Origin of the sequence: Roseobacter sp. OBYS 0001, assembly GCF_019654895.1 — a bacterium.
In the GTDB taxonomy this organism is placed as follows: Bacteria; Pseudomonadota; Alphaproteobacteria; order Rhodobacterales; family Rhodobacteraceae; genus Roseobacter; species Roseobacter litoralis.
Genome location: NZ_BPES01000001.1, coordinates 1 through 23,526, shown reverse-complemented (window position 1 = coordinate 23,526; position 23,526 = coordinate 1). Strand labels below are relative to the sequence as shown.

Below are 23,526 nucleotides of genomic sequence, written 5' to 3'. Positions count from 1 at the left end.
TCGTCAGACGCTTTAGGTCCCGCCCACGGCATCCGCAACAGCTTCGACAACGCTATCAACCGCCCGCTCCATTACCGTCTGATCCTCGTGTTCTGCCATCACACGCACCAGTGGCTCTGTGCCGGATTTGCGGATCAACAGACGCCCCTTAGCGGACAGATCAGCCTCCGCCGCCGCAATGGCGGCTTTGACGCGGGCGTCCTCAAGCGGGGTTTGACCTGCTGTAAACCGCACGTTCTTGAGCAATTGCGGCACTGGTTCAAATCGGTTCAGCAAAACGCTTGCGGGCTGGTCAGCTTGCGTCATCGCCGCCAGAAACTGCAACCCCGCCATCAGACCATCCCCCGTGGTCGCGTAATCCGTCATCACGATGTGACCCGACTGCTCCCCTCCAAGGTTAAACCCCCCGGCGCGCATCCGTTCGACCACATATCTGTCGCCAACCGCGGTGCGTTCCAGCTTCAGCCCCAGATCGGTCAGGAAATGTTCCAAGCCAAGGTTGGACATCACCGTGGCGACAAGCGCGTTATTCGCCAGTTTGCCGCGTTCCGCCCACCGCTGCGCCATAAGGGCCATGAACTGATCGCCATCCCCAACCTTGCCCGTTTCGTCGATCAGGATCACGCGGTCGGCATCGCCATCAAGGCAGATGCCCACATCAGCACCATGCGCCACAACCATTTCTGCCGCGGACTGCGGGTGCGTTGATCCGCACCCTTCGTTGATGTTCTTGCCATTAGGGGAGACGCCCATTGGAATAACCGTAGCACCCAGTTCCCATAATGCCTCAGGTGCGACACGGTGCGCTGCACCATTTGCGCAGTCGATGACAACTTTCAGCCCGTCAAGCCGCCGCTGGCGAGGAAAGGAGGTCTTGAGCCGTTCGATGTAGCGAAAACGCCCATCATCAATGCGTTTGGCCCGCCCGATATCATTCGCTTCGACGGCATCGACACCGGACGCGATCAGCGCTTCGATCTCCTGCTCGGCCAGATCCGACAGCTTGAAGCCGTCAGGGCCAAAAAACTTGATCCCATTGTCACAGGCCGGGTTATGGCTGGCCGAGATCATCACCCCAAGGTCCGCGCGCATCGACCGTGTCAGCAGACCGACCGCAGGTGTGGGCACCGGCCCCAGCAACAGCACATTCATCCCCGTGGAGGTCAGACCCGCCGTCAGCGCGTTTTCAAACATATAGCCTGATAAACGTGTATCCTTGCCGATCACCACACGGTGCGCGACCGATCCATCACGCCGGAAATATTTACCGACGGCGGCACCGATACGCAGCGCCATCTCGGCTGTCATCGGGTGCTGATTGGCTTTGCCGCGCACCCCATCTGTTCCAAAAAGCTTATCCATGCCCATGTCCTGCCACGACCGCACGCCAAAGCGCAATGGCCTGCAGGGTCTGTGGCACGTCATGAACGCGCACAATTTGTGTCCCATGTTTCAAAGCCGCGAGCGCGACCGCCAATGACCCCGGCATCCGGTCACGCGCCTTTTCGGCCCCGCCGAGTGTTCCGATGAACTTTTTGCGCGACGCCCCCAACAGGATCGGCACGCCCAACGCATGAAACAGGGACAGATGCGATAGCAGTCTGAGATTGTGCTCAAGCGTTTTGCCAAAACCAATCCCGGGGTCAGCAATGATCTGATCGCGCGGCACACCGATCTGCACGAGCCGCTCAATTTGCAGCGCCAGAAAGTCGTATACATCCAGCAGCACGTCGTCATACTCGGGTCGGGCCTGCATGGTTGCGGGATCCCCCTGCGCATGCATGACACAGACGGGCACCTGCCGCGCGGCACAAAGCGGCCCGAGGTCAGCATCAAACGTGAACCCGGAAACATCATTCACCAATGTGGCCCCCGCGTCGATCGCGGCCTCGGCGACAGGTGTTTTGCGGGTGTCGATCGAAATGGCCATCGCGTGGCCCGCCTGGCGCAGAGCTTGAATAACTGGCGCTGTCCGTTCGATTTCTTCCAGTGCTGGCACCAGCTGTGCACCCGGTCGGGTGGATTCCCCCCCCACATCAAGGAGGTCCACACCGACCATTTGGGCCGCACCTGCCAAAGCGTCAGCAACCGAATGATGAGTGCCGCCGTCCGAAAAGCTATCCGGCGTCACGTTCAAAATCCCCATGACACGCGGTTTGTTAAAATCCAGCCCGGCAATCGACACGCGTTCTCGGGTGAGAGTTGTCAAAACAGCCGGTGGCGCATCCGTGGCGGGAATGACCTGTGACGGGCGCCCCCGTTCCAGCACCTCGACATCCGTAAACCACGTCCAGCCCCCGGCCAGCGACATAGCACCGCGCGGGCGCACGGGCCCCGATTGCAGGAGCGGGCGAAAATAGGGCTGCACGTCTACCAGACTTCGGCGTCGATCGAAACGCTGCGAAGTGGCACAGACGCCTCGGTTGGCAGTGCGGCCCCGATGACGACCATTTCGCGCGCACCAAGGGTTGCTGCAAACCATGCAGCCAAGGCAACAGCATCGCGCGGTTGCGCGGATGGACCGTCCACGGCATCAAGTACAATCTTGGATGGCGCCCATACCGAGGACTGGCCGTTTTTCATCGCCCAATCAAGCTCTGTGCGGGTCGAAACCACCACACAGCGGTCGTCCTTGGAGGCCAGCACCCAGGCATTCTGCTCAATGGCCAGCAGGTCGATCCGGCGTTGCGCCATACGATGGTTGATCTGCGGGGCCCGTGTGAGTGATGCGCCCACACAAAACACCACGGGACGATTAGATTTCTCAAGTTGATCAATCCACGTCTTCAGATTTGGCGAGGCAATCGCCTCATTGCTCAGATACAGCAACTCAGGGCCAACGCTTGCGCTCTCAGCCTCTGGTGCGGCATTGAGCGTGCTGGTCGAGCGCACGATCTCAACCCCCAGCGCGCCCGGTCCCCGGTCGAGCTTTTCGATCCGAACGAAGGCCCGCATCGCCTGAGGCTCCAGCAAAATACGTTCCGCGACGCGTTCCGCCAGCGTTTCGAGCAGATTTAGGCGTTCATCAGCCAGCGCGCCAGCTATTGCTTCGGTCACGCGGTCGTAGCTGAGTATGCGATCAACATCATCGTCGATTACACCGGTGAGCGGCTGCACCTCCACCACAACGTTAAAGCAAATGCGTTGGGTGACCCCACGCTCGGCCTGAAACGCGCCGATTTCAACCTCGACGATATGATCGCGCAACGAGATGCGATCCAGTGGCATTTTGTCAGCAGTTGCCTCAGACCTCTCGGAAGGATGCGCAAAAGCAAGTCGTATTTCGGAACTCATTCAGAACGCCTCTCTTCCCGTACATTGAACGCCATCTTACCGAAAGCGCACCGGGGAGCAAAGCTCAGACCGCCACAATACGTCTGGAATACGTCAGTTGCTGGCTGTACGCCACGTGTGGCGGTAAAAGATGTGAGTCCCGATCGCCGTCGTTTTTGTATACGTCTTGCTCCAGCGCGGCTTTACAGCCGTGGTATGATAATGCGTGGCACCTTCTGTCAGTTCCGGCGCTTTGCCATCCAACGCGACACGCGCAACTTTTGAGACGCGCTCAAAAGCCCGGGGCTCCTTGATGACCTCTTTGTGTCCATCGCAGGTATAAGTGAACTGGCACTGGTACTTCTTGCCCGTTCCTTGGTTAATGACGCCGCACGCAGAGGATGGGAAGCGTTCGGATTCCACGCGGTTCATGATGACCTCCGCCACCGCAAACTGGCCCTTCACGGTTTCACCGCGCGCCTCGAAGTAGAGCGCTTCGGCAAGACAATTCCATTCTTCGCCGCCCGTTGCTTCGGGCAGGTCGTCGATCCAGTCGCGCGAAAACTCAACGCCGAAAGTGTCTGATCCATTCTCAGGCGTACGGTTCAGTGTAACAGACTGAAGCGCGTTCTTCTCATCGGATACGGCGTCGTCGTTCGCGACAACCGGCGCTGCCACGAAAAGGCCCAGAGACAGACCTATAGTAAACAATAACGTAGTCGGACGTAATACTCGCATAACTGCGGCCCCCACCAAAGTTGCAGTGAAAGCTCTCTACCGGGATAAAAAGTTTACGTAAAGTTTACGGCCGTCAACATGGTTAATTGGTCAGCCAGTCTGACGCTTAATGGCAACACTTGCTGGCTGATATAGTATTGATAATATTGAAAACTACGAAATATTGTGTCCGATCGCAAGCTGTGCGGCAGCTAGTCGCGCCACGGGGACCCTGAAGGGCGAACACGACACATAGTTGAATCCAGCGTTGCGGCAGAACTCTATCGATTCGGGGTTACCCCCGTGCTCGCCACAGATGGACAGTGTGATATCAGGCTGCGCCGCCCGCCCTCTTTGTGCCCCAATTTGCAAAAGCTCACCAACCCCGTCGATATCAAGCGTATGAAACGGATCTTCGGGAAAGACACCCTGCCGCACATAGTCGGACATGAAACGACCGGCATCGTCCCGTGACAAACCATAGGTCATTTGCGTCAGATCGTTGGTTCCAAAACTCAAGAATGCGCAATGCGGCGCGATATCGGCCGCGCGAATGGCAGCCCGTGGTGTTTCAACCATGACGCCGAGCCGATAGTTGAAATCCTGACCCTTTTCCAATCTCACTGCGGAAGCAACAGTATCTATGGACGCCTTGACCAATTCAACCTCGCGTTTTGCTGACACAAGCGGGATCATGATCTCGGGCACGACCGGATCGCCATCCGCGCTGGCATCCAGCGTTGCTTCAAAAATCGCGCGCGCCTGCATCTCGTAGATTTCAGGCACGGTGATGCCAAGACGCACACCGCGCAGGCCCAGCATCGGGTTATATTCCATCATCGCATCAATCCGGCGCGTGACGTCGGACAGGGGTAAATCCAAAGCATCCGCAAGCTCGCGCTGGCCCGCCCGGTCGGTTGGCAGGAATTCATGCAAGGGCGGGTCAAACAGGCGAATACAGACCGGTTTGCCTTCCATAATGCGGAACAATTGCGTGAAATCCGCGCGTTGCATCGGCAGCAAACGCTCCAGAACCGCGCGCCTGTCCTGCGAACTTTCCGCGAAAATCATTTCGCGCATGACGGTCAATCGCCCCGGTTCAAAGAACATATGCTCGGTGCGACACAGCCCGATACCTTCCGCCTGAAAATTGCGCGCCGTTTGCGCATCAGCGGGGGTGTCGGCATTGGCGCGGATCTCGATATCGCGCAACTCATCCGCCCATTCCATCAACGTCTGAAAACTCTCGTCCAGCGCTGCTTCACGCATCTCCGGCGCACCAGCGAGGACCTGACCGTTCGTGCCATCAACCGTGATGATGTCCCCCGCCGAAAACACCCGACCATCGCTGGCCACCAACTCTTTGCGCCGACGATGAAAACGCATATCCGTCGCCCCCACCACACAGGGCAGGCCGATCCCGCGTCCGATGACGGCGGCGTGACTTGTGATGCCGCCGCGCTCCGTCAGCACTCCTTGGGCGGCGTGCATACCCCGAATGTCTTCGGGGGCTGTTTCGCGGCGCACGAGGATACAGGGATCGCCCCGCGCGGCACTCGCTTGCGCCTCAGTGGCTGTGAAAACGATCGCGCCGGTCGCCGCACCGGGGCTTGCTGCAATGCCGCTGCCAATCACATCGCGCACGGCATTGGTGCGCACTTGCCGGTGCAAAAGCTCGGTCAAGGTGCGCGGTTCGACCCGCATCAACGCCTCTGCCCGCGAAATTACCCCGTCTTGTGCAAGTCGCACAGCGATGCGCACAGCAGCACGGCTTGATCGCGGCACCCGCACCCCGTCAAGGATATGCACCTTGCCGTTGTCCACCGCGAATTCCAGCTGCATTTCGGCCCGCAGTTTGATCCGCATCAGGGCCGCATGCTCCTGCAGTTCTGCGAAAGCGTCCGGTACAAGGTCTTCCAGCGAGGGACCGCGCGGGTCGCGCCCAAGATAAAGCGCCGAGGAATCCCCCTCTACCGCATCGCGGCCCTGGCTTTGGCTCAGGTAACGCCCGGTGATCTGCGGCAGCCCCGTGTCACTGTCGACAAGCTGCAAGACCCCCGATCCACATTCACCCAGACCGACACCAAGCGCCATTTGCTGCACCACGAGGCCCAACCCCGCATCCGCAGGCGCGCCCTTGGCCTGCCGCAACAGCCGCGCCGACGTGCCATCCCATGCCCGCGCCATGGATTTGAGCACAGCGGCAAGCTGCTCGCCGGGGTCTGTGGGAAACGGCTCTTCCATTTCAATTTCATAGGCCCGCAGGGAGTCCTGCAACGCCTGTTGGCCATCTTGCGCCACATCGTCGAACATATCCGGGTCAAGCCGGGCGACATCGACCGCAAAGGACTGCACGAAACGGGTATAGACCGAGCTTGCCGCCTCTGCGCCGAGTTCAGCCACCAGCGCCTGAAAACGCGTGTCATTCATCCCGATGTTGAGAACCGCGCCCGGCCCGCCCCAGTCGGGATCCTCAGAGGAAGGACGCACGCAGAGCAACGCATCCTCCGGAAACTGGGACACGATGGCGGCGATATCCGGCAACTGGCCCCGCGCGATGTTCTGCACCGCCTCAAAGGACAGCGCGACGGTGCGCGGCACCGGCAAGTCGAGACGCACAAGCCGTTGGAGGCACTTTGCGCGCCCCCCATGTGTATTGTTTGCGATGGGCGCTGTGGGCGTAACGAGGGTTGTATTCGGATTATTCTGCACTGCGGCACCTTTTTGAACTTGCCTGCAGCATAGAATGTAAACCTAGCCTGACAAGCACTAGTGCAAGCGCTCCCATTTTGCCGCAGGTCGGTTTAGCCCTCGATCCGGGTCAGGTCCGCGACAGACAGACAGATCTGCGTGATCCGGCTGAGCAGGTTGAGCCTGTTGCGCCGGACAGTCGGGTTGTCAGAATTGACCTGCACCGCCTCAAAAAACGCATCAATCGGCGCGCGCAGTGTGGCCATGGCGGACATGGCGGTGGCAAAGTCTTCGGATTTCATCGCCGGGGTGATGATCGCCTCAGCGGTGTCCAGCGCTTTGAACAGCGCGCGTTCTTCGTCGGTTTCGGCGAATTTGGCGTCCGCGCCGTAGGAGTATTCGACCCCATCCGCGTCCTGCGCCTGCGTCAGGATGTTGTTGGCCCGCTTGAAGCCTTGGATCAGGTTCTCGCCATCCTCGGTGCCGACAACATCTGACAGCGCCTTGGCCCGTTTGACCAATAGCGTGATGTCGTCATTGCCCGGCATGGCGATACAGGCGTCGATGATGTCATGGCGAATGCCTTGATCGCGCAGGTAGACTTTGAGGCGGTCGTGGAGGAAGGAGAGGATGTCATCGCCCTTTGCAACTAATTCAAGGGCGCTTGCTTCAGGATCGTTTCCTGTCAGCGCTTTGACATATTTTTCTCTCTCGTCCTCTATGGAGAAGTCGACTGAAAGGATGTCTGATACCGATAAAGTTGCAAGTTTCTTTGAAATTGCCCAAACGTGCAGGGCGCGACCAACGACACAGCCGCGCAGGCGGTTTTGCAAATTGATCTCAATGTCATTCTCCAACACGATCCGAATAACCCCCAGCGCAGCCCGTCTCAGGGCGTAGGGGTCTTTCGAACCGGTCGGTTTCTCGTCAATCGCCCAGAAACCCGTCAGCTTGTCGATCTTTTCGGCCAGCGCTACGGCGACGGACACGGGTGCGGTGGGCACGGCGTCGGATGGCCCAAGGGGCGCGTAGTGTTCCTGCGCCGCCGCCGCAATGGCGTCGGACTTCCCGGCAGCTTTTAGGTAGTAGCGCCCCATAAGCCCCTGCAGCTCGGGGAATTCATAGACCATCTCAGACGACAGATCGGCCTTGGCGAACCGCGCGGCCTCCTCGGCCTCATCCGCATCCGCCCCCACCATCGGGGCCAGTTCGCGCGCCAGCGCCGCGACCCGGTCCACCAGTTCGGCCTGCGTGCCAAGCTTGTTGTGGAAGGTCACACTTTCCAAGGCTTTCAGCCACTCGCCCATGCCCGCCTTGGCCACGCGCAAATCATTGTCCCAAAAGAATTTCGCATCCGCCAAACGCGCCGATAGCACCTTTTCATTCCCCGCCAGAATGGTCGCGCCGTTATCCGCCGTGTCGCGGTTGGCCACGGTGATGAACCGCTCAATCCGGCCCGTCTTGGGATTGCGCACGGAGAAGAATTTCTGATGCTCTTTCATCGAGGTTTGCAGAACCTCCGGCGGCAGATCGAGGAAGGCTTCGTCAATCCGCCCCATCAGGACGACAGGCCATTCGACCAACCCTGCGACCTCGGCCAGCAGACCCGCATCCTCGACCACCTCAAGCCCATTGGCAAAGGCCTGATTGGTGGCATCGTGCCAGATCATATCTGCCCGCTCTGCCGGGTCGAGCACGACAAAGGCGCGTTTCAGCTTGGCCGTATAGTCATCAAACCCAGTGACCGAGAACCGGTCCGGCGCCATGAAACGATGCCCCTGTGTGCTGTCGCCCGCCGTGATGTGATCGACGCTCAGCGGTACGACCTGCGTGCCTGCCTCATCCGACAAAATGCATAGGATCGAGTGTAACGGGCGCACCCAACGCAGGGTGCCCGTGCCCCAGCGCATGGATTTGGGCCATGGAAAGTTACGGATCGTCTTTTCCAGGACTTCCGCCACGATCTGCGCGGCGGGCCGTCCCTCTTTGGTGATTTTCGCAAAAAGCACCGGCCCTTTGGGCGTATCCCGCGTCTCGAGTGCCTCGCGCGTGACACCTGCACCGCGCAGGAAACCCTCAATGGCCTTGTCACGCGCATCGGCTTTCGGGCCTTTGCGTTCTTCGACGGTGGTGGGGCTTTCGGCAAGCACCCCTTCAAGCGTCAGGGTCAGACGGCGCGGGGTGGAGAACGCCGCCGCAGAGGCATAGGTTAACCCGGCCTCAACCAGACCATCAGCGACGAGTTTCTGCAGGTCTTGTGCCGCGCGGCGCTGCATGCGGGCGGGGATTTCTTCGGAGAAGAGTTCAATCAGTAGATCAGGCATCAGTTACTTTCTCGTCTGGGGCATTCTTCACCAACGATGGTGCCGTCATAGGCCTTTTCACCGCAGTCATTCAGCTCGTGCCAGATGTAGCCACGCCCGTCCTGCGTGATCGCCACAATCCGGTCGACGCCGAAGTCCACGTTCTTTTCGCCAATGAACGCCAGCGCCGTACCGGCCTTTAGTTCCTCCGCGATGGCGGCCGCATCAAAACACGCGAACCACTCCGGCGCGTTGCGTGGCACAGCCCGCTCAAGGCCCACGTAGGTTTCCGTCAGCATCGCGAGGCTCGATGGTGTGGTGAAACAGGCGCGGAACCGAATGGGAGAGCTGTCTGCGTCAATGGCCTCGATGTTTTCCGCCAGAATGGGCACCGGGGTGTCAGCCCCCAGCGGCAACAGCTGGACCTGTTGCAGATCGGCGCTTGCCTCTTCGTAAAAGCCGTAGACCTGTAAATAATAGAGCGCCCCGCCCGCGAGAAGTGCCGAGATCATAATGACTATTCCAACGATTTTACCGCTCATGCGGCACTCTCCGGTGTCCAGCCGCCCGCGCGCGTCTGCACAAAGGCGTCCGCACATTGCTTGGCCAGCGCGCGAACTCGTCCGATATAGGCCTGCCGTTCGGTCACGGAGATGACACCGCGCGCATCCAGCAGGTTAAAGATATGGCTTGCCTTGATGCATTGGTCATAAGCGGGTTGCGCCATGACGATACGCCGCCCGGTTTTGGGATCGTCGGGGGCTTGCGCGAGGATCCGCGCGCATTCGGCTTCGGCATCAACAAAGTGCTGCAGCAGGACATCCGTATCCGCCACATCGAAATTCCAGCGGGCATATTGCGCCTCGGCCTCCTGAAAGACATCGCCATAGGTCAGCGGGATCGGACAGCCGGGGTCGTTGAATGGCATCTTGTTGCCATCATCCGCACCCAGAATATACATCGCCAGCCGCTCTAATCCGTAGGTCAATTCCCCCGACACAGGGTGGCAGTCATGGCCGCCCACCTGTTGAAAATAGGTGAATTGGCTGACCTCCATCCCGTCGCACCAGACCTCCCAGCCGAGACCCCAGGCCCCCAGCGTCGGGCTTTCCCAGTCGTCCTCCACAAAGCGGATGTCGTGCAGGTCCATGTCGATGCCGATGGCGCGGAGCGATCCGAGGTAGAGCTCCTGCAAATCCGGCGGGCTGGGTTTAATGATCACCTGAAACTGGTAATAATGCTGCCACCGATTGGGACTGTCGCCGTAGCGCCCGTCCGTCGGGCGGCGCGAGGGCTGCACATAGGCGGCAGCCCATGGTCTGTTGCCAAGGCTGCGCAGGGTCGTGGCCGGGTGAAAGGTGCCTGCACCCACTTCCATGTCGTAAGGTTGCAAGATCGCGCAGCCTTTCCCGGCCCAGTAATCCTGAAGCCGCAGGATGATCTCCTGAAAGGATTTTGGCGTCGTGACGCTGTCTGACATGGCGCGAACCTCAAGCTGAACTCGCGCTCTTCCTACGTGGGCTGGGAACAAGGGTCAATTGTATCTCAGACGATAAATTACCTGACATCTTATGGTCAATCCGGTGATTTCCTGCTTATTAGACGCCAAAGTGTATGCCTTGGGGAAAACTGCTGTAATGACGCGACTTGTTTTGGTTTTATGTGTTTGCTTTAGCTGTCTGTCGGTCGCTGCTCAGGCGCAATCCGGACGAGATCTGGTATGGGTCCAGATCGAGGCGCGACCGACCTATGATGCAGCGCTGGCGCGGGTTGAGAGATATGCTGCGACTTTGCCTGATGTTGCCGGATTCTCTTTGGCCGGGGGATGGTATGCCGTGGTGCTGGGCCCCTATACCCCCGAAGATGCCGAGCAGGTTCTGACCCGCTATCGCCAGCAAGGCCTGATACCAAACGACAGCTATGTGGCGTTGAGCAGCAGTTATGCGCAGCAGTATTGGCCGGCCGGCGTCGATGTGCTTGGCCTTGGCGCAATTGGCTCTCTTTCAGAGCGGATCACCCCGCAGATCGTCCCCCCGGTGCTGGCAGGGGAGCAGACTGCACAATTGGATAATGTGGACGGTCCAGTTGATACCGAAACACCAGCGCAAGCGCGCCGCAGTGAAAGTCAATTGACGGCAGAACAACGGCGCGAGCTGCAAACAGCACTGCAATGGGCGGGTATTTATAACGCCGCCATTGACGGTGCATTCGGTCGCGGCACACGCAATGCGATGGCCACATGGCAGCGTAACAATGGACTTGAGGCAACAGGTGTATTGACCACACAGCAGCGGGCGCGACTGATTGCGGCCTATACGGCCATTCTGGACGGGCTGGACATGCGCATGGTCCGCGACGCCGAGGCGGGTATTTCCATCCAACTCCCGACAGCGGTGATGCGTTTCACCCGTTACGAAGCCCCATTTGCAGAATATGAGAGCACGGGGGATTTCAAAGCCCGCGCCTTTCTGATCAGTCAGCGCGGGGACCGGGATGCCCTAGCCGGGCTCTATGATATACTTCAAACCCTGACGATTGTCCCGCTGGAAGGGCCACGCAGCCTTTCGCGCAACAGCTTTCAGATCGTGGGGCGTGGTGCCGGTTTTGTCAGTGAAACCGATGTACGATTGATCGGGGACGAAATCAAAGGCTTCACTCTGATATGGCCTGTGGACGATGAGGCGCGCCGCGGCCGAGTGCTTCAGGAGATGCGCGCGAGTTTCCAAAGTACTCCCGGGGTATTGGACCCAAGCGCGGGGGTTCCCGCGTCACAGCAGTTGGACCTGTTTGCAGGGATCGATGTGCGAAAACCAACGATCTCGCGCTCGGGGTTTTATGTGGATGCGGCTGGGTCCGTCGTCACGACGGCGGCAGCGGTGGAAAGCTGCGCGCGCATCACATTGGACGATCAGTTCGAGGCGACACTCACAGGCGTTGACCTTAATCGCGGGATCGCCCTTCTGACGCCAAATCAGTCGCTCGCGCCGCCGGTTTTCGCGCAGTTCAGCGCACAGCCACCGCGGCTTCAGTCCGATATCGCTGTTGCAGGATATTCATTCGAGGGACAGCTCAGCGCACCCTCTCTCACCTTCGGGAAGCTGTCGGGCATGAAAGGTCTCAGCGGAGAAACCGACCTTGGCCGATTGTCCGTACAGGCTTTGCCGGGTGACGCGGGCGGACCGGTTCTGGACAGCAGCGGCAGTGTTTTGGGCATGTTGCTTCCAAAGGAAGAAGGCGGGCGCCAATTGCCCGAGGACGTACGCTTTGCGCTGACAGGTCAGGCGATTGGGTCGGTCATGACGCAAGCTGGATTAACTTTACGCAAGGGCGCGCAGACCGCTGGCATGGACCCGGAAGACATCACCGACCTTGGCGTTGGCATGACAGTCCTTGTCAGCTGTTGGGAATGATTTTTCCGCTACTGCCCCACGTCGGGTGTGACATAGATCAGCGTTGGGCCATCTGCCTCAAACGCATCCCGCACGGCGGCTTGGAGCGCATCCAGACTTTGGGGCGCGGCTGACCTCGCGCCAAAAGCTTCGGCGAGTTTGCAAAAATCCGGATTGCGCGCGATCACAGCATTGGGGGCGATCTGGGCACGCACCATGCTGTCTTCGATCTCTTTCAGCTTGCCATTGTCCCAAAGCAGGATCGGCAGGCTCAGCCCAAGCTCGACGGCCACGCCCAATTCCTGCATCGTATAATGAAATCCGTAGTCTCCAATAATGGCGAGCGTGGGTTTTCCAGCGCGTCCGATGGCCCCACCGATGGCTGCGGGCGTGGCATATCCAAGGGTTCCAAAGCCATAGGGATGATGCCAGTGGTCCGCGCGGTCCATATCCCAGACTTCTTTCGCGACATAGGCGAACTGGGTCATGTCGGAATAGATCATCGTGCCTTCGGGCAAGGCCGCTTGCAGCGCATCGCACAACGGCACAATGCCCGGACGTTCGGCGGCTATTTCGGCGCGCCATTGGGATCGCGTCGCCGCAATATCCTGAGCACGCCATTCGGTTTGCGGAATATGCCCCTCCAGCGCATCACATAGGGTTTGCGCGAAGGTGGCTGCTCTGGCGACAATCTGAATGTCGCCCTCCCGCCGCGCGCCGGTCATGTGGGATGGGTCAATATCCACGCGGATCGTCGGGCAATCATGCCCCAGTTCATTCCGCCAGATATCCACCTCCGCCAGTTCCGAGCCGATCACCACAAGCAGATCAGCTTGCGCCAGAACCCGCGCGGAATCCGGGCGCGCCAGCGTCGAGCCAAAGTAAAGCGCGTAATCCGACGGGATGATGCCGCGCCCTGCATATGTGCAGAATGCTGCAGCACCCGCACGGCTGGCGAGCTTGAAACAAGGGCTGGAGGCTGATGCAGCGCCGCCCCCGAAAATCATCATCGGGCGTTTGGCGGATTTAAGCGCTGAGACGACTTTAGCGGCGTCGCTGGTGGAAAACCCATCAGCACAGATTGTGGCACCATCGACGCGCGGCGGTGCAACCGGTGCCAGCGCCTCAAGTTCCGCAATGGGCACCTGAATGTGCTTGGGGCGCGCGCGCCGGGTCTGAAACTCGGTGAAAGCGCGGTCAATCAGGTGATACGCAGCCTGCGCCGTTTGCGCCTGCACCGACCAATCACACACGGTTTCCGCGGCGGCGCGCTGGTCTTTCATCTGGTGCAACTGGCCTTTTTGTGCGGCAACCTCATCAAGACAGGACGATAGGACCAGCATCGCAACAGAATCCGAATAGGCCTGCCCCATGGGCGTCATCGCATTGCACAGGCCGGGTCCGGTGATCACATAGGCCACCCCCGGCTTGCCGGTTGCGCGCGCATAACCATCGGCCATGAACCCCGCCCCCTGCTCGTGGCGTGCCAGAACATGCGTGATGCCCGCCTCTTCGATGCCCCGGTACATTTCCTGATTGTGGACCCCGGGGATGCCAAAGATGACATCGACGCCGCGATCCTTGAGCATATGTGAAATCTGCGCACCCAAGGGACGTTGCATATCAATCTCTCCAAAATGAAAGGGTGAGCATCGCATAGACGGCCAAAAGCTCCAGCCGTCCCAGCAACATGCCCAATGTCAAAAGCCATTTGGCTGTATCGTTCAGCCCTGCAAAACTACCTGTGGGGCCAATTTCATCGCCCAGACCCGGCCCCACGTTCGACAAAGCAGTCGCCGCACCGGAAAGCGATGTGATAAAATCAAGCCCCGTCAGGCTGAGGGCGACCGCGAGCAACCCCAGTGTCAAAACAAAGAACATGAAGAAGGACATCACCGAACTGAGGACTTCCTCGCCGACGGGCCGCTTTTCATATCGCACGATAAAAACGCCGTTGGGAGAGCGAATTTTTCGCAGCTGCAAGCGGATCGAGGCAAACAACAGCTGATAGCGGAATATCTTGATCGAACAGGTGGTTGACCCCGCACAGCCGCCAATCAGTCCGATAAAGAAAAAGAGGGAGATCAACAGCGGACCCCATTGCATATAATCCGCCGAGGAATACCCGGTCCCGGTCATAATCGAGGTCACGTTAAAGAGCGCCTCGCGAAACGCGCTTTCGGCGTCCTTTGGAAAATACTGCGTCAAGGCGATTGCGATGCCCAACACGATAATCAGGAGCGTCATCAGGAACACGCGCACCTGACTGTCGCGCCAAAGCGGTTCCGTGTGACCATTGATCATCTGCACGTAGCGCACGAAAGGCAGTGCTGCGAGGATCATGAACAGGCTGGCCACATATTCCGGCGGGCCGGAAAACGTGCCGAAGGACGCATCGTAATTGGCAAAACCGCCGGTCGAAACGGTCGTCAGCGCATGTACCGTCGCATCAAAAGCATCAAGGCCGAGGGCAAGATAGCACAGCGCGCAGGCCATGGTCAGGCCAAGGTAGATGCTGGATATCTGGCTGGCAATCTGCGTCGCACGGGGCAGAATTTTTCCCATCGTATCAAAGGCTTCAGATTTGAAGATCTGCATACCCCCGACCCGCAGTTCCGGCAGGAACACCATGGCGACAACAATAATACCGATGCCCCCCAGCCATTGCAGAATACCACGCCACAAGAGCAATCCTTTGGGCAGCGTTTCAAGCCCGGTGAACACGGTGGAGCCCGTGGTGGTCAGGCCCGACATGGCCTCAAAGAACGCATCGACAAAACGGGCCTCGGTCGCGCCGAGCACGAAGGGTATGGCACCGAAAAGCGGCAAAGCGACCCAGACCCCGGTGGTCAGGATGAACGTTTGCTGGATCGTCAGCCCTTCCTTGACGCCGTTTGAGCAGGCAACAGCGATCAGCCCCCCCGCAAGGACCGTAAAGAGCGCGGATTGCAGAAAAACCGGCCAATGTTCGCGCCCTTCTGCGATATCGATCATCATCGGCAGAACCATGGCTGCACCAAGCACAGCCACCAGCAAACCGATCACATATCCGACGGGGCGCAAGTCCAACATATGCGCAGGGTTGGCGCGGCGCTCCGCTGGTGTCAAGCGCATCCGGTCTGCTCTGCAAGTCCGGCCTGCCCACGAGGCCACAAGGCGCTAGAGCTGGTTGAGATACGCACGCGTTGAATTGGCCCCAAAAAGGCAGATCACATGTAAAATGGTCAAGTTATCCGACGTGAAACAGCGTGTTGAACAATTTCGGGTCAAGGCTCTCTGATTTGAACGTCTCACCCTCCATCAGAATGCTGACCGCATCATGGCTGTGCAGGCTTTCCTGATGGCTCGCGATCACGCGGAAGTCTCCGATCCGGGTATCGGCGTGCAATTGCTCACAAAACAGGCGCGCGGCATCTTCGACAAAGATCGGGTTGGCGGCGTTGAGTTCTGCGAACGCCTGTTCGTCTTCGCGTTTGACCATAACTTGTGTTTCGGTCGGCACAGCGCGTCGGCAGGCTTCGATCAGATCTTCGAACCACAGACATTGACCGCCGTTTTCAACCTCAACCGAAACCCGCGCAACAGAGCGTTGCGAATGCGGCGTCGCCAGCTGTCCGCGGGTTGCGCGCGCATGCTCGGAAAGTTCCAGCGAGCACGGGCAGGTCGATGAATACACATAATCAAGATGCATGATTTTCTTGCGCACGCCGCCCTGATCCACCAGTTCCAGCGCGATGTCGTAATACTGATACCCGGACAAACCAGACCTCAGGCTATCCACCTTCATCGGGAAGCTGAACCGCATCTGAATGCGGGCGTCAAAGCTCTCCAGATCATTGATATAGGCATCAAGCGCGGCTTCGATCACTTCAAAGCTGAAGGTTTCTTCTGCATGTTTGTAAAAACTGCGCATGATCCGGGACATGTTGATGCCCTTCTTATCCGCCTCAAGACTGACGGAGCCGGTCACGGATGTTTCGAGCGTGATATCCCCACCGGTACGTGTGTGGAACCGGATCGGCAGGCGGAAGTTAGAAATACCCACATGCTGGATCTGCTGTTTCGTCCCGCGGATCAGGCTCGACGGGCCGTTTTGAAGATCGGGCAATGTCTCTTTGTAGCTGTCATCAATCGCGAAATCACCGGGATACTCGCGCGACAAGGCTGGATACTCGACCCCGTCCATGCCCGGGATCAGGCGGGCGACCGACGGGTCAAGCTCGCTGATCTCAGTCGGGGTCGCCTGTTTGGCCCACTGGCGCAGCACATCCAGTGCCGCCTGCGCCTCATCTCTGTCGGGCGTGACCTGTAATCCGGGTGTGTGAATATTCATCGCGATGTTCCCTGTACGTCTTCGAAGTAGCAACATAGGGCAGCATTAACTATCTGCCAATCATAGAGGGAAATACCCGGTACATATTTGCCAAAAACAGATGCTTACGCAGCGCAGAAAACATATAACGCGTTGATTTTATTATATTCCATGAACAACTCATCAAACACACTGCAAGGCCTGAAAAAGGTCCGCTTTCAGGTCTTCCTGATCCTCAATCCCAACACTGATGCGAATTAAGCCTGCTGAAATTCCAAGCGCATCTTTCTGGTCTTGCGGCAAACGCTGATGTGTCGTTGTCGCGGGATGCGTCAAAATCGTCTTTGCATCGCCCAGGTTATTGGAGATGACACCAACCTCAATAGCGTTCAAAAACCGGAATGCCGCCTCTTTACCCCCTACCAGATCAATCGAAAGGACCGTCCCCCCTTTTTCCATCTGCCGTTTCACCAGCGCGTGCTGCGCGTGGCTTGGAATGCCGGGATAAATAACCCGGTTCAGTTTTTCATGCCCATCAAGCGCGATGGCCAGTGCCGTTGCGTTTTCGGTCTGCGCCCGCACCCGTAAATCAAGCGTTTCAAGCCCTTTCAGCATGACCCAAGCTGTAAACGGGCTCATGGAACCGCCGGTGTGTTTCATGTAGGGTTCAACGGTTTTTCGGACGAAATCCTTGGTGCCGAGGATCACGCCACCCAAGGCCCTGCCCTGCCCGTCGATATGTTTGGTCGTTGAGTAAATCACGACATCAGCACCCTGCTCAAAGGCCCGGGACCACACCGGGGTTGCAAACACGTTGTCCACAAGCACGATTGCGCCTTTGGCATGTGCCAGACCTGCGACGGTCTCAATATCAACGACCTGCAAGGTGGGATTGGAAATTGATTCGAAGAAGACGGCGCGCGTATCATCGCGAATGGCTTCCTTCCACTGCGCGATATCTGTGCCATCCACGAAGGTCACCTCGACACCGTAGCGTGTCAGGATTTCTTCGAGCACGTAGAGGCAGGACCCAAAAAGCGCGCGGGCCGAAACGACGTGATCGCCTGCTTTGAGCATGGACATCAACGCGCCCGACACTGCGGCCATGCCAGAAGCGGTGGCAAAGGCGTCTTCCGCACCTTCCAGTGCCGCGATGCGGTCTTCGAACATCGCAACTGTAGGGTTTCCATAGCGTGCATAGATGAACTCATCCGGCCCCGCTTCAACAAACCGTGCTTCGGCCTGTTCGGCCGTGTCATACACAAAGCCCTGCGTCAGAAAGATCGCCTCCGACACTTCGCCGTACTGGCTTCGTCGGGTACCCGCATGCACAGCACGCGTCCGCGGTTTGAGGTCTTTTGTCATTCTCGTCTTCTCCAGTCCGTTTCGGACACAAAAAAACCCCATACGCGGTCAATGCGACGGGGTTTCCTCATCGAGTGACCTTTTAGCGGAGTGTTTAGAGTGGCCCGCAATCCGGTATCAAATCGCCACGCCTTCTCGTAGAATAAAGGGTGTTGCGCGTCAACACCGTCACGGTGGTGTAATACGGTTTTCATCTTTCCTACCTATGGATGGTTCAACAAAGAACCACAAAATATGGTGTAGGGGGGCGCGATGCCTTTGCTCAGGATCAATGCCACGCCGTCCGCCCTTGCCTTGCATGACACGGCGCAAGCCGCGCCTTACAGGCTCTGCGCACTGGCCTCAAAACCGGGACCGGCCGTGATCATGGTGCATGGCTATAAATACGCACCGGGCACTGAAGATCACTGCCCACACCGCAAACTGTTTGGAAAAACCGAGCACAGTTGGCCCGCAGCACTTGGGTTCGAGGGGGCGCATCCCGCCGAGGGGCTTGGCATTGCCTTTGGCTGGTTCGCGCGGGGATCCCTGCGGACGGTGCACCAACGCGCATCACAGCTCGGTGCGCAGCTCGCCGCCGTCATTCAAATGCTCAAGGCCCATTCCCCTCAGCGCCCAATACACATTATTGCACACTCCATGGGGTCCGAGGCCGCCCTCAGCGCTCTGGCCCATTTGCCCGCCGGCGCGGTTGACTGCATGGTTCTGTTGACGGGTGCGACCTATGCAGGCCGCGCGAAATCGCTGCTCGCAACACCGGCCGGACGCACTGTGCGGGTTTTGAATGTGACAAGCCGCGAAAATGATCTTTTTGATGCGGCATTTGAACGTCTGGTCAAGGCCGACACCCCCGGCGATTGTACGATCGGACAGGGCATTGAGGCGCAAAATGCCGTCACCGTGCAGCTTGATTGTCCCAAGACGATAACGCGGCTGCAGCAAATCGGTCTGCCCATTTCGCCCCCGAGCAAGCGGATATGTCATTGGTCGGCCTATAAACGTCCCGGCGTCATGCGCATGTATAGCCGGTTTTTGCGCGATCCTGAGACGCTGCCGCTTGCACAGCTCAAGGCCATACTGCCTGAAAAACCTGCGCCGCGATGGTCGCGGCTTTTGCCGATGCCCGCGCAGGCACGCACCCGCCGACAATTCCGCTTGTCCCACCCCGCACATGCGGTAGGCTCCACTCTGTGCCTGCAGGATGCAGCCTATGCGCGGAGTGATAAGAATGAGCCAGCCTATTGATCTGTTCTACTGGCCCACGCCCAATGGCTGGAAGGTTTCGGTTGCGCTTGAGGAAATGGGCCTGCCCTATACCACGCACCTGATAGACATCGGGGCTGGCGATCAGTTCGCGCCTGATTTCCTGAAAATTGCGCCAAACAACCGAATGCCTGCGATCATCGACCCTGAAGGACCTGATGGGGCGTCCGTTTCGGTTTTCGAGTCGGGCGCAATCCTTCAGTATCTCGCGCAGAAAACCGGCGCGTTCGGTGGTGAGACCGCGCGCGACAAGATCGCCGTGACGCAGTGGCTGATGTGGCAAATGGGGGGACTGGGCCCAATGGCCGGTCAGGCGCATCACTTCTTGAAATATGCGCCTGCGATGGACCCGCCGCACGATCTGCCTTACGCGAAGGACAGATACAGGGCCGAGGTTGGCAGGTTATACGGGGTTCTGGACCGGCAACTGGCTTGCCATGAGTTCGTCGCCGGAGATTTCTATTCGATTGCGGATATGTCGATTTGGGGCTGGGCGTCGCTTTGGGAAGGCCAGCAACAAACGCTTGAGGACAAACCGCACATGAAACGCTGGCTCGACACGGTGAGTGCGCGCCCCGGCGTCATCGCAGGTCGCGCGCTTCATGCAGAAAAGCGCGGGGATTTCCGCAAGGACAAGGCCGCGCAGGCTCAGCTGTTCTCAAAGCGCTGATTTGAGCATCTGCGAACAATAACAATACTTTTCGTCTCGATTTTCTTTGCAATGCGGATCGTTTTCGCCAAGAGTCCTGCCATGCAATCACGAGGCAGAGTCGGATAATATGTACGGTAGCGTATTGACGCCGGAGAACATGGTTTACCTTGCCGGTGCTTTTTATGTCGCGGGCATGGCGATCACAAATCAGATCATCCTGCGGCTGCTCATTTTGGCGGGGACCTGCGTTTATCTGATCTACTATGCGATCATTGGCGAGAGCCCCTTGTGGGAAGCGATCTACGTCAGCCTGCTGATTGGCATCGCAAACATCGGCGGGTTGAGCACCTTGATCGCGCGCCAGTCGCGGCTTGCGATCCCGCGCGCCCATGCAGATATCTTTTACGACTTTCCGCGCCTGCCGCCGGGGGATTTTCGAGCCCTCATGAAACTCGCCAAACGCTATACCGTGGAACAGGACAAGCAGGTCACCCTTGAGGGCGAAATGGGTGAAAAACTTTACTTTGTGCTCAAAGGCGCGACGCTTGTGCGCAAGGGAGAACAGGCGTTTGTCCTGCCCCCCAAACTTTTCCTCGGTGAGGTGTCATTCCTCACAGGTGTGCCAAGTTCTGCCTCAGCGTGGCTCGAAGAAGGCGCCGAGGTGCTGGAGTGGCAATTTGATGACCTGCGCCGCAAATGCGCGCGCAACCCCCGCTTCAATCTCGCGCTGGAGGCAGCCATATCGCTTGATCTTGCAGGCAAGGTTGCACGGTCAATGGGTGAAGCGTCCGTGCATGTGGACAGTATTCCGGCACCGATGATTAACGCATTGTCTGATGTGCGACGGGTCTAGGTCTCGTCGGTACTGTCCTCGTCAATCATATAGCTTTGCAGAGACGTGAACTGCCACATCAGGAACGCCATGAGGGCTACGGGAAAGCCAAAGGTTTCGATCTTGACCCATGCATCCGTCGACATGGTGCGCCAGACAATTTCATTCGCCACAGCCAGCGCCAGAAATGCGGCGCACAAGCGACGGGTCAGGATCATCCAGCCCTCATCACGCATTGGCATCAGCTCGCTCATGACATAGGCCAGATACGAGCGGCCCTGCATCAAACCAATCCCCAGCAGGACGGCAAACAGACCATAGACAATGGTCGTTTTCATCTTGAAGAAACGCTCATCGTTGAACCAGGCAGTGAGCCCGCCAAAGAAGATCACCATGAAGGCCGTGAACACCTGCATCCGGCTTAGTTTGCCCGTAAGTGCCCAGAGTATGCCCATCGCAACGAGCAATATCGGCACAAAGATCAGAGCCGCGACAATGAAGCCGGTGTACTCAGTACCGCCAATGACAAAAACGTCTTCCTTGATCTTGAGATAGATCAGGAAAAACAAAATGGTCGGCCCCAATTCCAACACCTGTTTGAGTATTGGGTTGATGGTTTTTTCTTCTTTCACAGTGCTCTCCTATCCACCAACCTCAACTATCACGGCCCCCAGCGCAATCAATGCCATAAGCGCAATTCGCCGTGGGCCGACCGTTTCTTTGAGGAACGCCCAACCGATAACGGCTGCAAAAACCGTCGAGGTTTCACGCAGTACGGCCGCCTCACCGACTTTATCGAGCCGAGTGGCCAACATTATGCTGCCAAAGCTGAAAAAAGCGATAAACCCGCCGGTCACGCCGCGTACCATGAGCGGTGGCAATTCGGGGCGCGCATCCGCTGCCATGCCCAACCAGCGGCGTGCGGCCAGGATCGGCATGAAGAACCCATCGATCAGAAAGAACCACGCAAGGAACGTAAAGGGGTTGGCGGTCGCACGAATTCCATACGCGTCATAGGTGGTATAAAGGGCCACGAACAACCCTGTGATCACCGCCAGGCCCAAAGCTGCGTGAAGCGTGTCACGCTCGGACACCAGATAAACCATATTGTAGATGGCAAGTCCGAATATCCCCGCCAAGAGCCCCGCGATCCCAGCCCATTGAATGATGGTGAATGTTTCACCGAAGATCAGATAGGCGCCAATCACCGCAAACAGCGGCCCTGTACCGCGCACAACCGGATAGACAACCGTATAAGCACCCCGTGTATAGGCCATGGCTTGCAGGATTTTATAGAGCGTATGGATTACCCATGCCCCGACAAAGATCGGCCACATGTGCGGTTCCGGCCAAGGCACGACGAAAAGCGCAAAGGGTGCCGCCATTACCATATATGAAAAGTCGATGGCCCCGCGCGATATCCACGGATCATGTCTGCCCTTTTGCAAAGCACCAAAGACTGCGTGCAGAAACGCCGCCAAAATGGCCAACCAAAGGGCAAGCCGATGGCCTGCTTCGGTACCTTCGATGGAGATCAGCCAGTCTGTCATTTTGCTGGCTTATCGCCCGCCATAAAGCGCGTGACGGATTTGGATCTGCACTTCGGAAGCGCGTAAAGCGTTCACCCCCGCTCCAGCCCCATCAATGCGTCCGCAAAATCTTCCGGGTCAAAGGCATCAAGATCATCAATCTGTTCGCCCACACCAATCGCATGGATCGGCAGGCCGAATTTATCAGCCAGCGCCACAAGCACGCCGCCCTTGGCGGTCCCATCCAGTTTGGTCATCACTAGGCCGGAAACATCCGAAATATCGCTGAACACCTTGACCTGATTAAGCGCATTCTGCCCGGTCGTCGCATCCAACACCAGCAGGGTATTATGAGGTGCCGTTTCGTCCTTCTTACGGATAACGCGGACAATCTTGGCCAGTTCTTCCATCAGATCGGTCCGGTTTTGCAACCGGCCTGCTGTGTCGATGAGTAACAAATCCGCGCCGTCTTGCTGCGCCTTGACCATGGCATCGAAGGCAAGGCTCGCCGGGTCAGACCCTTCCGGAGCCGTCAGCACAGGCACGCCTGCGCGATCCCCCCAAACCTGCAATTGCTCAACTGCCGCTGCGCGAAAGGTATCCCCCGCTGCAATGACCACCTTTTTGCCGGCCGCGCGAAACTGGCTGGCAAGTTTGCCAATGGTGGTGGTTTTACCAGAGCCATTCACACCCACGACCAGAACAACCTGCGGTGTGCGTGGATAGAGCGGCAAGGGTTTTGCCACGGGTTCCATGATCTGCGCAATTTCGGAGGCCAACAGCTCTTTTATTTCCTGAACCGACAGCTTTTTCCCAACCCGTCCCTCCGCCATGTTGGCTACGACACGAAGGGCTGTGTCCACGCCCATATCCGCCGCTATCAGCAATTCTTCGAGCTGTTCCAGCATGTCGTCATCCAGCGTGCGTCTCACCACTATGGCAGGCGCTGAGCGCCCCATCAACCTGCCCAGCAAACCGGGTTTATCTGCTGCAACAGGTGTTGGTTCGGACAGATCAGACGCAATCGGCGCAGGTGAGCGCGGCATCACAAACGGATCATCCGCTGGCTGAACGTCTGTCTCATCGGCCTCAGCTTGCGGCGCGTCAGACTTGTCCAGCGCGACCGGCTCGGGTGTGATCTCTGGCTCTGGCTCTGGCTCTGGCTCTGGCTCTGGCTCTGGCTCTGGCTCTGGCTCTGGC

Annotated in this window: 19 protein-coding genes and 1 riboswitch; of the genes, 4 read left to right on the top strand and 15 right to left on the bottom strand. The window is 58.3% G+C overall.

The window, feature by feature from the left end; genetic code table 11:
* Positions 1-12: 12 nt before the first annotated feature.
* From glmM to K5Q35_RS00060, 8 genes are all read right to left on the bottom strand, one after another.
* Complete coding sequence (gene glmM, locus K5Q35_RS00095; RefSeq protein WP_220797992.1) at positions 13-1,362, bottom strand: phosphoglucosamine mutase; 1,350 nt, start codon at positions 1,360-1,362, stop codon at positions 13-15.
* Positions 1,355-2,368, bottom strand: a complete 1,014-nt coding sequence (gene folP, locus K5Q35_RS00090; protein WP_259650417.1) for a dihydropteroate synthase — start codon at positions 2,366-2,368, stop codon at positions 1,355-1,357. The genes glmM and folP overlap by 8 nt, the downstream gene beginning before the upstream one ends.
* 2 nt (positions 2,369-2,370) lie before the next feature.
* A complete protein-coding gene (locus tag K5Q35_RS00085) occupies positions 2,371-3,294 on the bottom strand; it encodes a dihydroneopterin aldolase (protein ID WP_220797991.1) in 924 nt (307 codons plus the stop codon).
* A gap of 93 nt (positions 3,295-3,387) precedes the next feature.
* Positions 3,388-4,011: a cell wall hydrolase gene (locus K5Q35_RS00080; protein ID WP_220798726.1), complete on the bottom strand. Its 624-nt coding sequence runs from the start codon at positions 4,009-4,011 to the stop codon at positions 3,388-3,390.
* A gap of 153 nt (positions 4,012-4,164) precedes the next feature.
* Positions 4,165-6,702 (bottom strand): putative PEP-binding protein, encoded by a 2,538-nt coding sequence (locus K5Q35_RS00075; RefSeq protein ID WP_220797990.1) that lies wholly within the window; start codon positions 6,700-6,702, stop codon positions 4,165-4,167.
* A 92-nt stretch (positions 6,703-6,794) separates the two neighbouring features.
* Complete coding sequence (gene glyS, locus K5Q35_RS00070; RefSeq protein ID WP_220797989.1) at positions 6,795-9,005, bottom strand: glycine--tRNA ligase subunit beta; 2,211 nt, start codon at positions 9,003-9,005, stop codon at positions 6,795-6,797.
* Positions 9,005-9,526 (bottom strand): DUF6446 family protein, encoded by a 522-nt coding sequence (locus K5Q35_RS00065; RefSeq protein WP_220797988.1) that lies wholly within the window; start codon positions 9,524-9,526, stop codon positions 9,005-9,007. The genes glyS and K5Q35_RS00065 overlap by 1 nt, the downstream gene beginning before the upstream one ends.
* The gene (locus tag K5Q35_RS00060) at positions 9,523-10,464 is read right to left on the bottom strand and encodes a glycine--tRNA ligase subunit alpha (protein ID WP_013960988.1); all 942 of its coding nucleotides are present in this window, start codon (positions 10,462-10,464) and stop codon (positions 9,523-9,525) included. Before K5Q35_RS00060 ends, K5Q35_RS00065 begins: the two co-directional genes overlap by 4 nt.
* Positions 10,465-10,621: 157 nt before the next feature.
* Here K5Q35_RS00060 and K5Q35_RS00055 point away from each other — a divergent pair, with 157 nt between their 5' ends.
* A complete protein-coding gene (locus K5Q35_RS00055; RefSeq protein ID WP_220797987.1) occupies positions 10,622-12,394 on the top strand; it encodes a serine protease in 1,773 nt (590 codons plus the stop codon).
* A gap of 8 nt (positions 12,395-12,402) precedes the next feature.
* Here K5Q35_RS00055 and K5Q35_RS00050 read toward each other — a convergent pair whose 3' ends face one another.
* The 4 genes from K5Q35_RS00050 to metZ form a co-directional block, all read right to left on the bottom strand.
* Positions 12,403-13,995 carry a thiamine pyrophosphate-binding protein gene (locus K5Q35_RS00050; RefSeq protein ID WP_220797986.1) on the bottom strand — a complete coding sequence of 531 codons (1,593 nt, stop codon included), beginning with the start codon at positions 13,993-13,995 and terminating at the stop codon, positions 12,403-12,405.
* Between the two features lies 1 nt (position 13,996).
* A complete protein-coding gene (locus K5Q35_RS00045; RefSeq protein ID WP_013960985.1) occupies positions 13,997-15,487 on the bottom strand; it encodes a TrkH family potassium uptake protein in 1,491 nt (496 codons plus the stop codon).
* 115 nt (positions 15,488-15,602) lie between these two features.
* Complete coding sequence (folE2, locus tag K5Q35_RS00040; RefSeq protein ID WP_220797985.1) at positions 15,603-16,706, bottom strand: GTP cyclohydrolase FolE2; 1,104 nt, start codon at positions 16,704-16,706, stop codon at positions 15,603-15,605.
* 162 nt (positions 16,707-16,868) lie between these two features.
* Positions 16,869-18,050 carry an O-succinylhomoserine sulfhydrylase gene (gene metZ / locus K5Q35_RS00035; protein ID WP_220797984.1) on the bottom strand — a complete coding sequence of 394 codons (1,182 nt, stop codon included), beginning with the start codon at positions 18,048-18,050 and terminating at the stop codon, positions 16,869-16,871.
* A 62-nt stretch (positions 18,051-18,112) separates the two neighbouring features.
* Positions 18,113-18,189, bottom strand: a riboswitch (SAM riboswitch).
* A 113-nt stretch (positions 18,190-18,302) separates the two neighbouring features.
* On the opposite strand from metZ, the gene K5Q35_RS00030 reads away from it, so the two are divergent.
* From K5Q35_RS00030 to K5Q35_RS00020, 3 genes are all read left to right on the top strand, one after another.
* On the top strand, positions 18,303-19,295 hold the full coding sequence (locus K5Q35_RS00030) for an alpha/beta hydrolase (protein ID WP_220797983.1): 993 nt from the start codon (positions 18,303-18,305) through the stop codon (positions 19,293-19,295).
* Positions 19,279-19,983 (top strand): glutathione S-transferase N-terminal domain-containing protein, encoded by a 705-nt coding sequence (locus K5Q35_RS00025; RefSeq protein WP_013960981.1) that lies wholly within the window; start codon positions 19,279-19,281, stop codon positions 19,981-19,983. Before K5Q35_RS00030 ends, K5Q35_RS00025 begins: the two co-directional genes overlap by 17 nt.
* 109 nt (positions 19,984-20,092) lie before the next feature.
* The gene (locus K5Q35_RS00020) at positions 20,093-20,818 is read left to right on the top strand and encodes a Crp/Fnr family transcriptional regulator (RefSeq protein ID WP_220797982.1); all 726 of its coding nucleotides are present in this window, start codon (positions 20,093-20,095) and stop codon (positions 20,816-20,818) included.
* On the opposite strand, the gene K5Q35_RS00015 is transcribed toward K5Q35_RS00020, so the two are convergent.
* From K5Q35_RS00015 to ftsY, 3 genes are all read right to left on the bottom strand, one after another.
* Positions 20,815-21,429: an inner membrane-spanning protein YciB gene (locus K5Q35_RS00015; RefSeq protein ID WP_013960979.1), complete on the bottom strand. Its 615-nt coding sequence runs from the start codon at positions 21,427-21,429 to the stop codon at positions 20,815-20,817. The two genes, K5Q35_RS00020 and K5Q35_RS00015, sit on opposite strands and share 4 nt — an antisense overlap.
* Before the next feature lie 9 nt (positions 21,430-21,438).
* Entirely contained in the window at positions 21,439-22,347 is a 909-nt protein-coding gene (locus tag K5Q35_RS00010) for an EamA family transporter (protein ID WP_220797981.1), read from the bottom strand.
* 71 nt (positions 22,348-22,418) lie between these two features.
* Positions 22,419-23,526 (bottom strand): signal recognition particle-docking protein FtsY (gene ftsY, locus K5Q35_RS00005; RefSeq protein ID WP_220797980.1); only part of this gene is annotated, 1,108 nt, incomplete at its 5' end.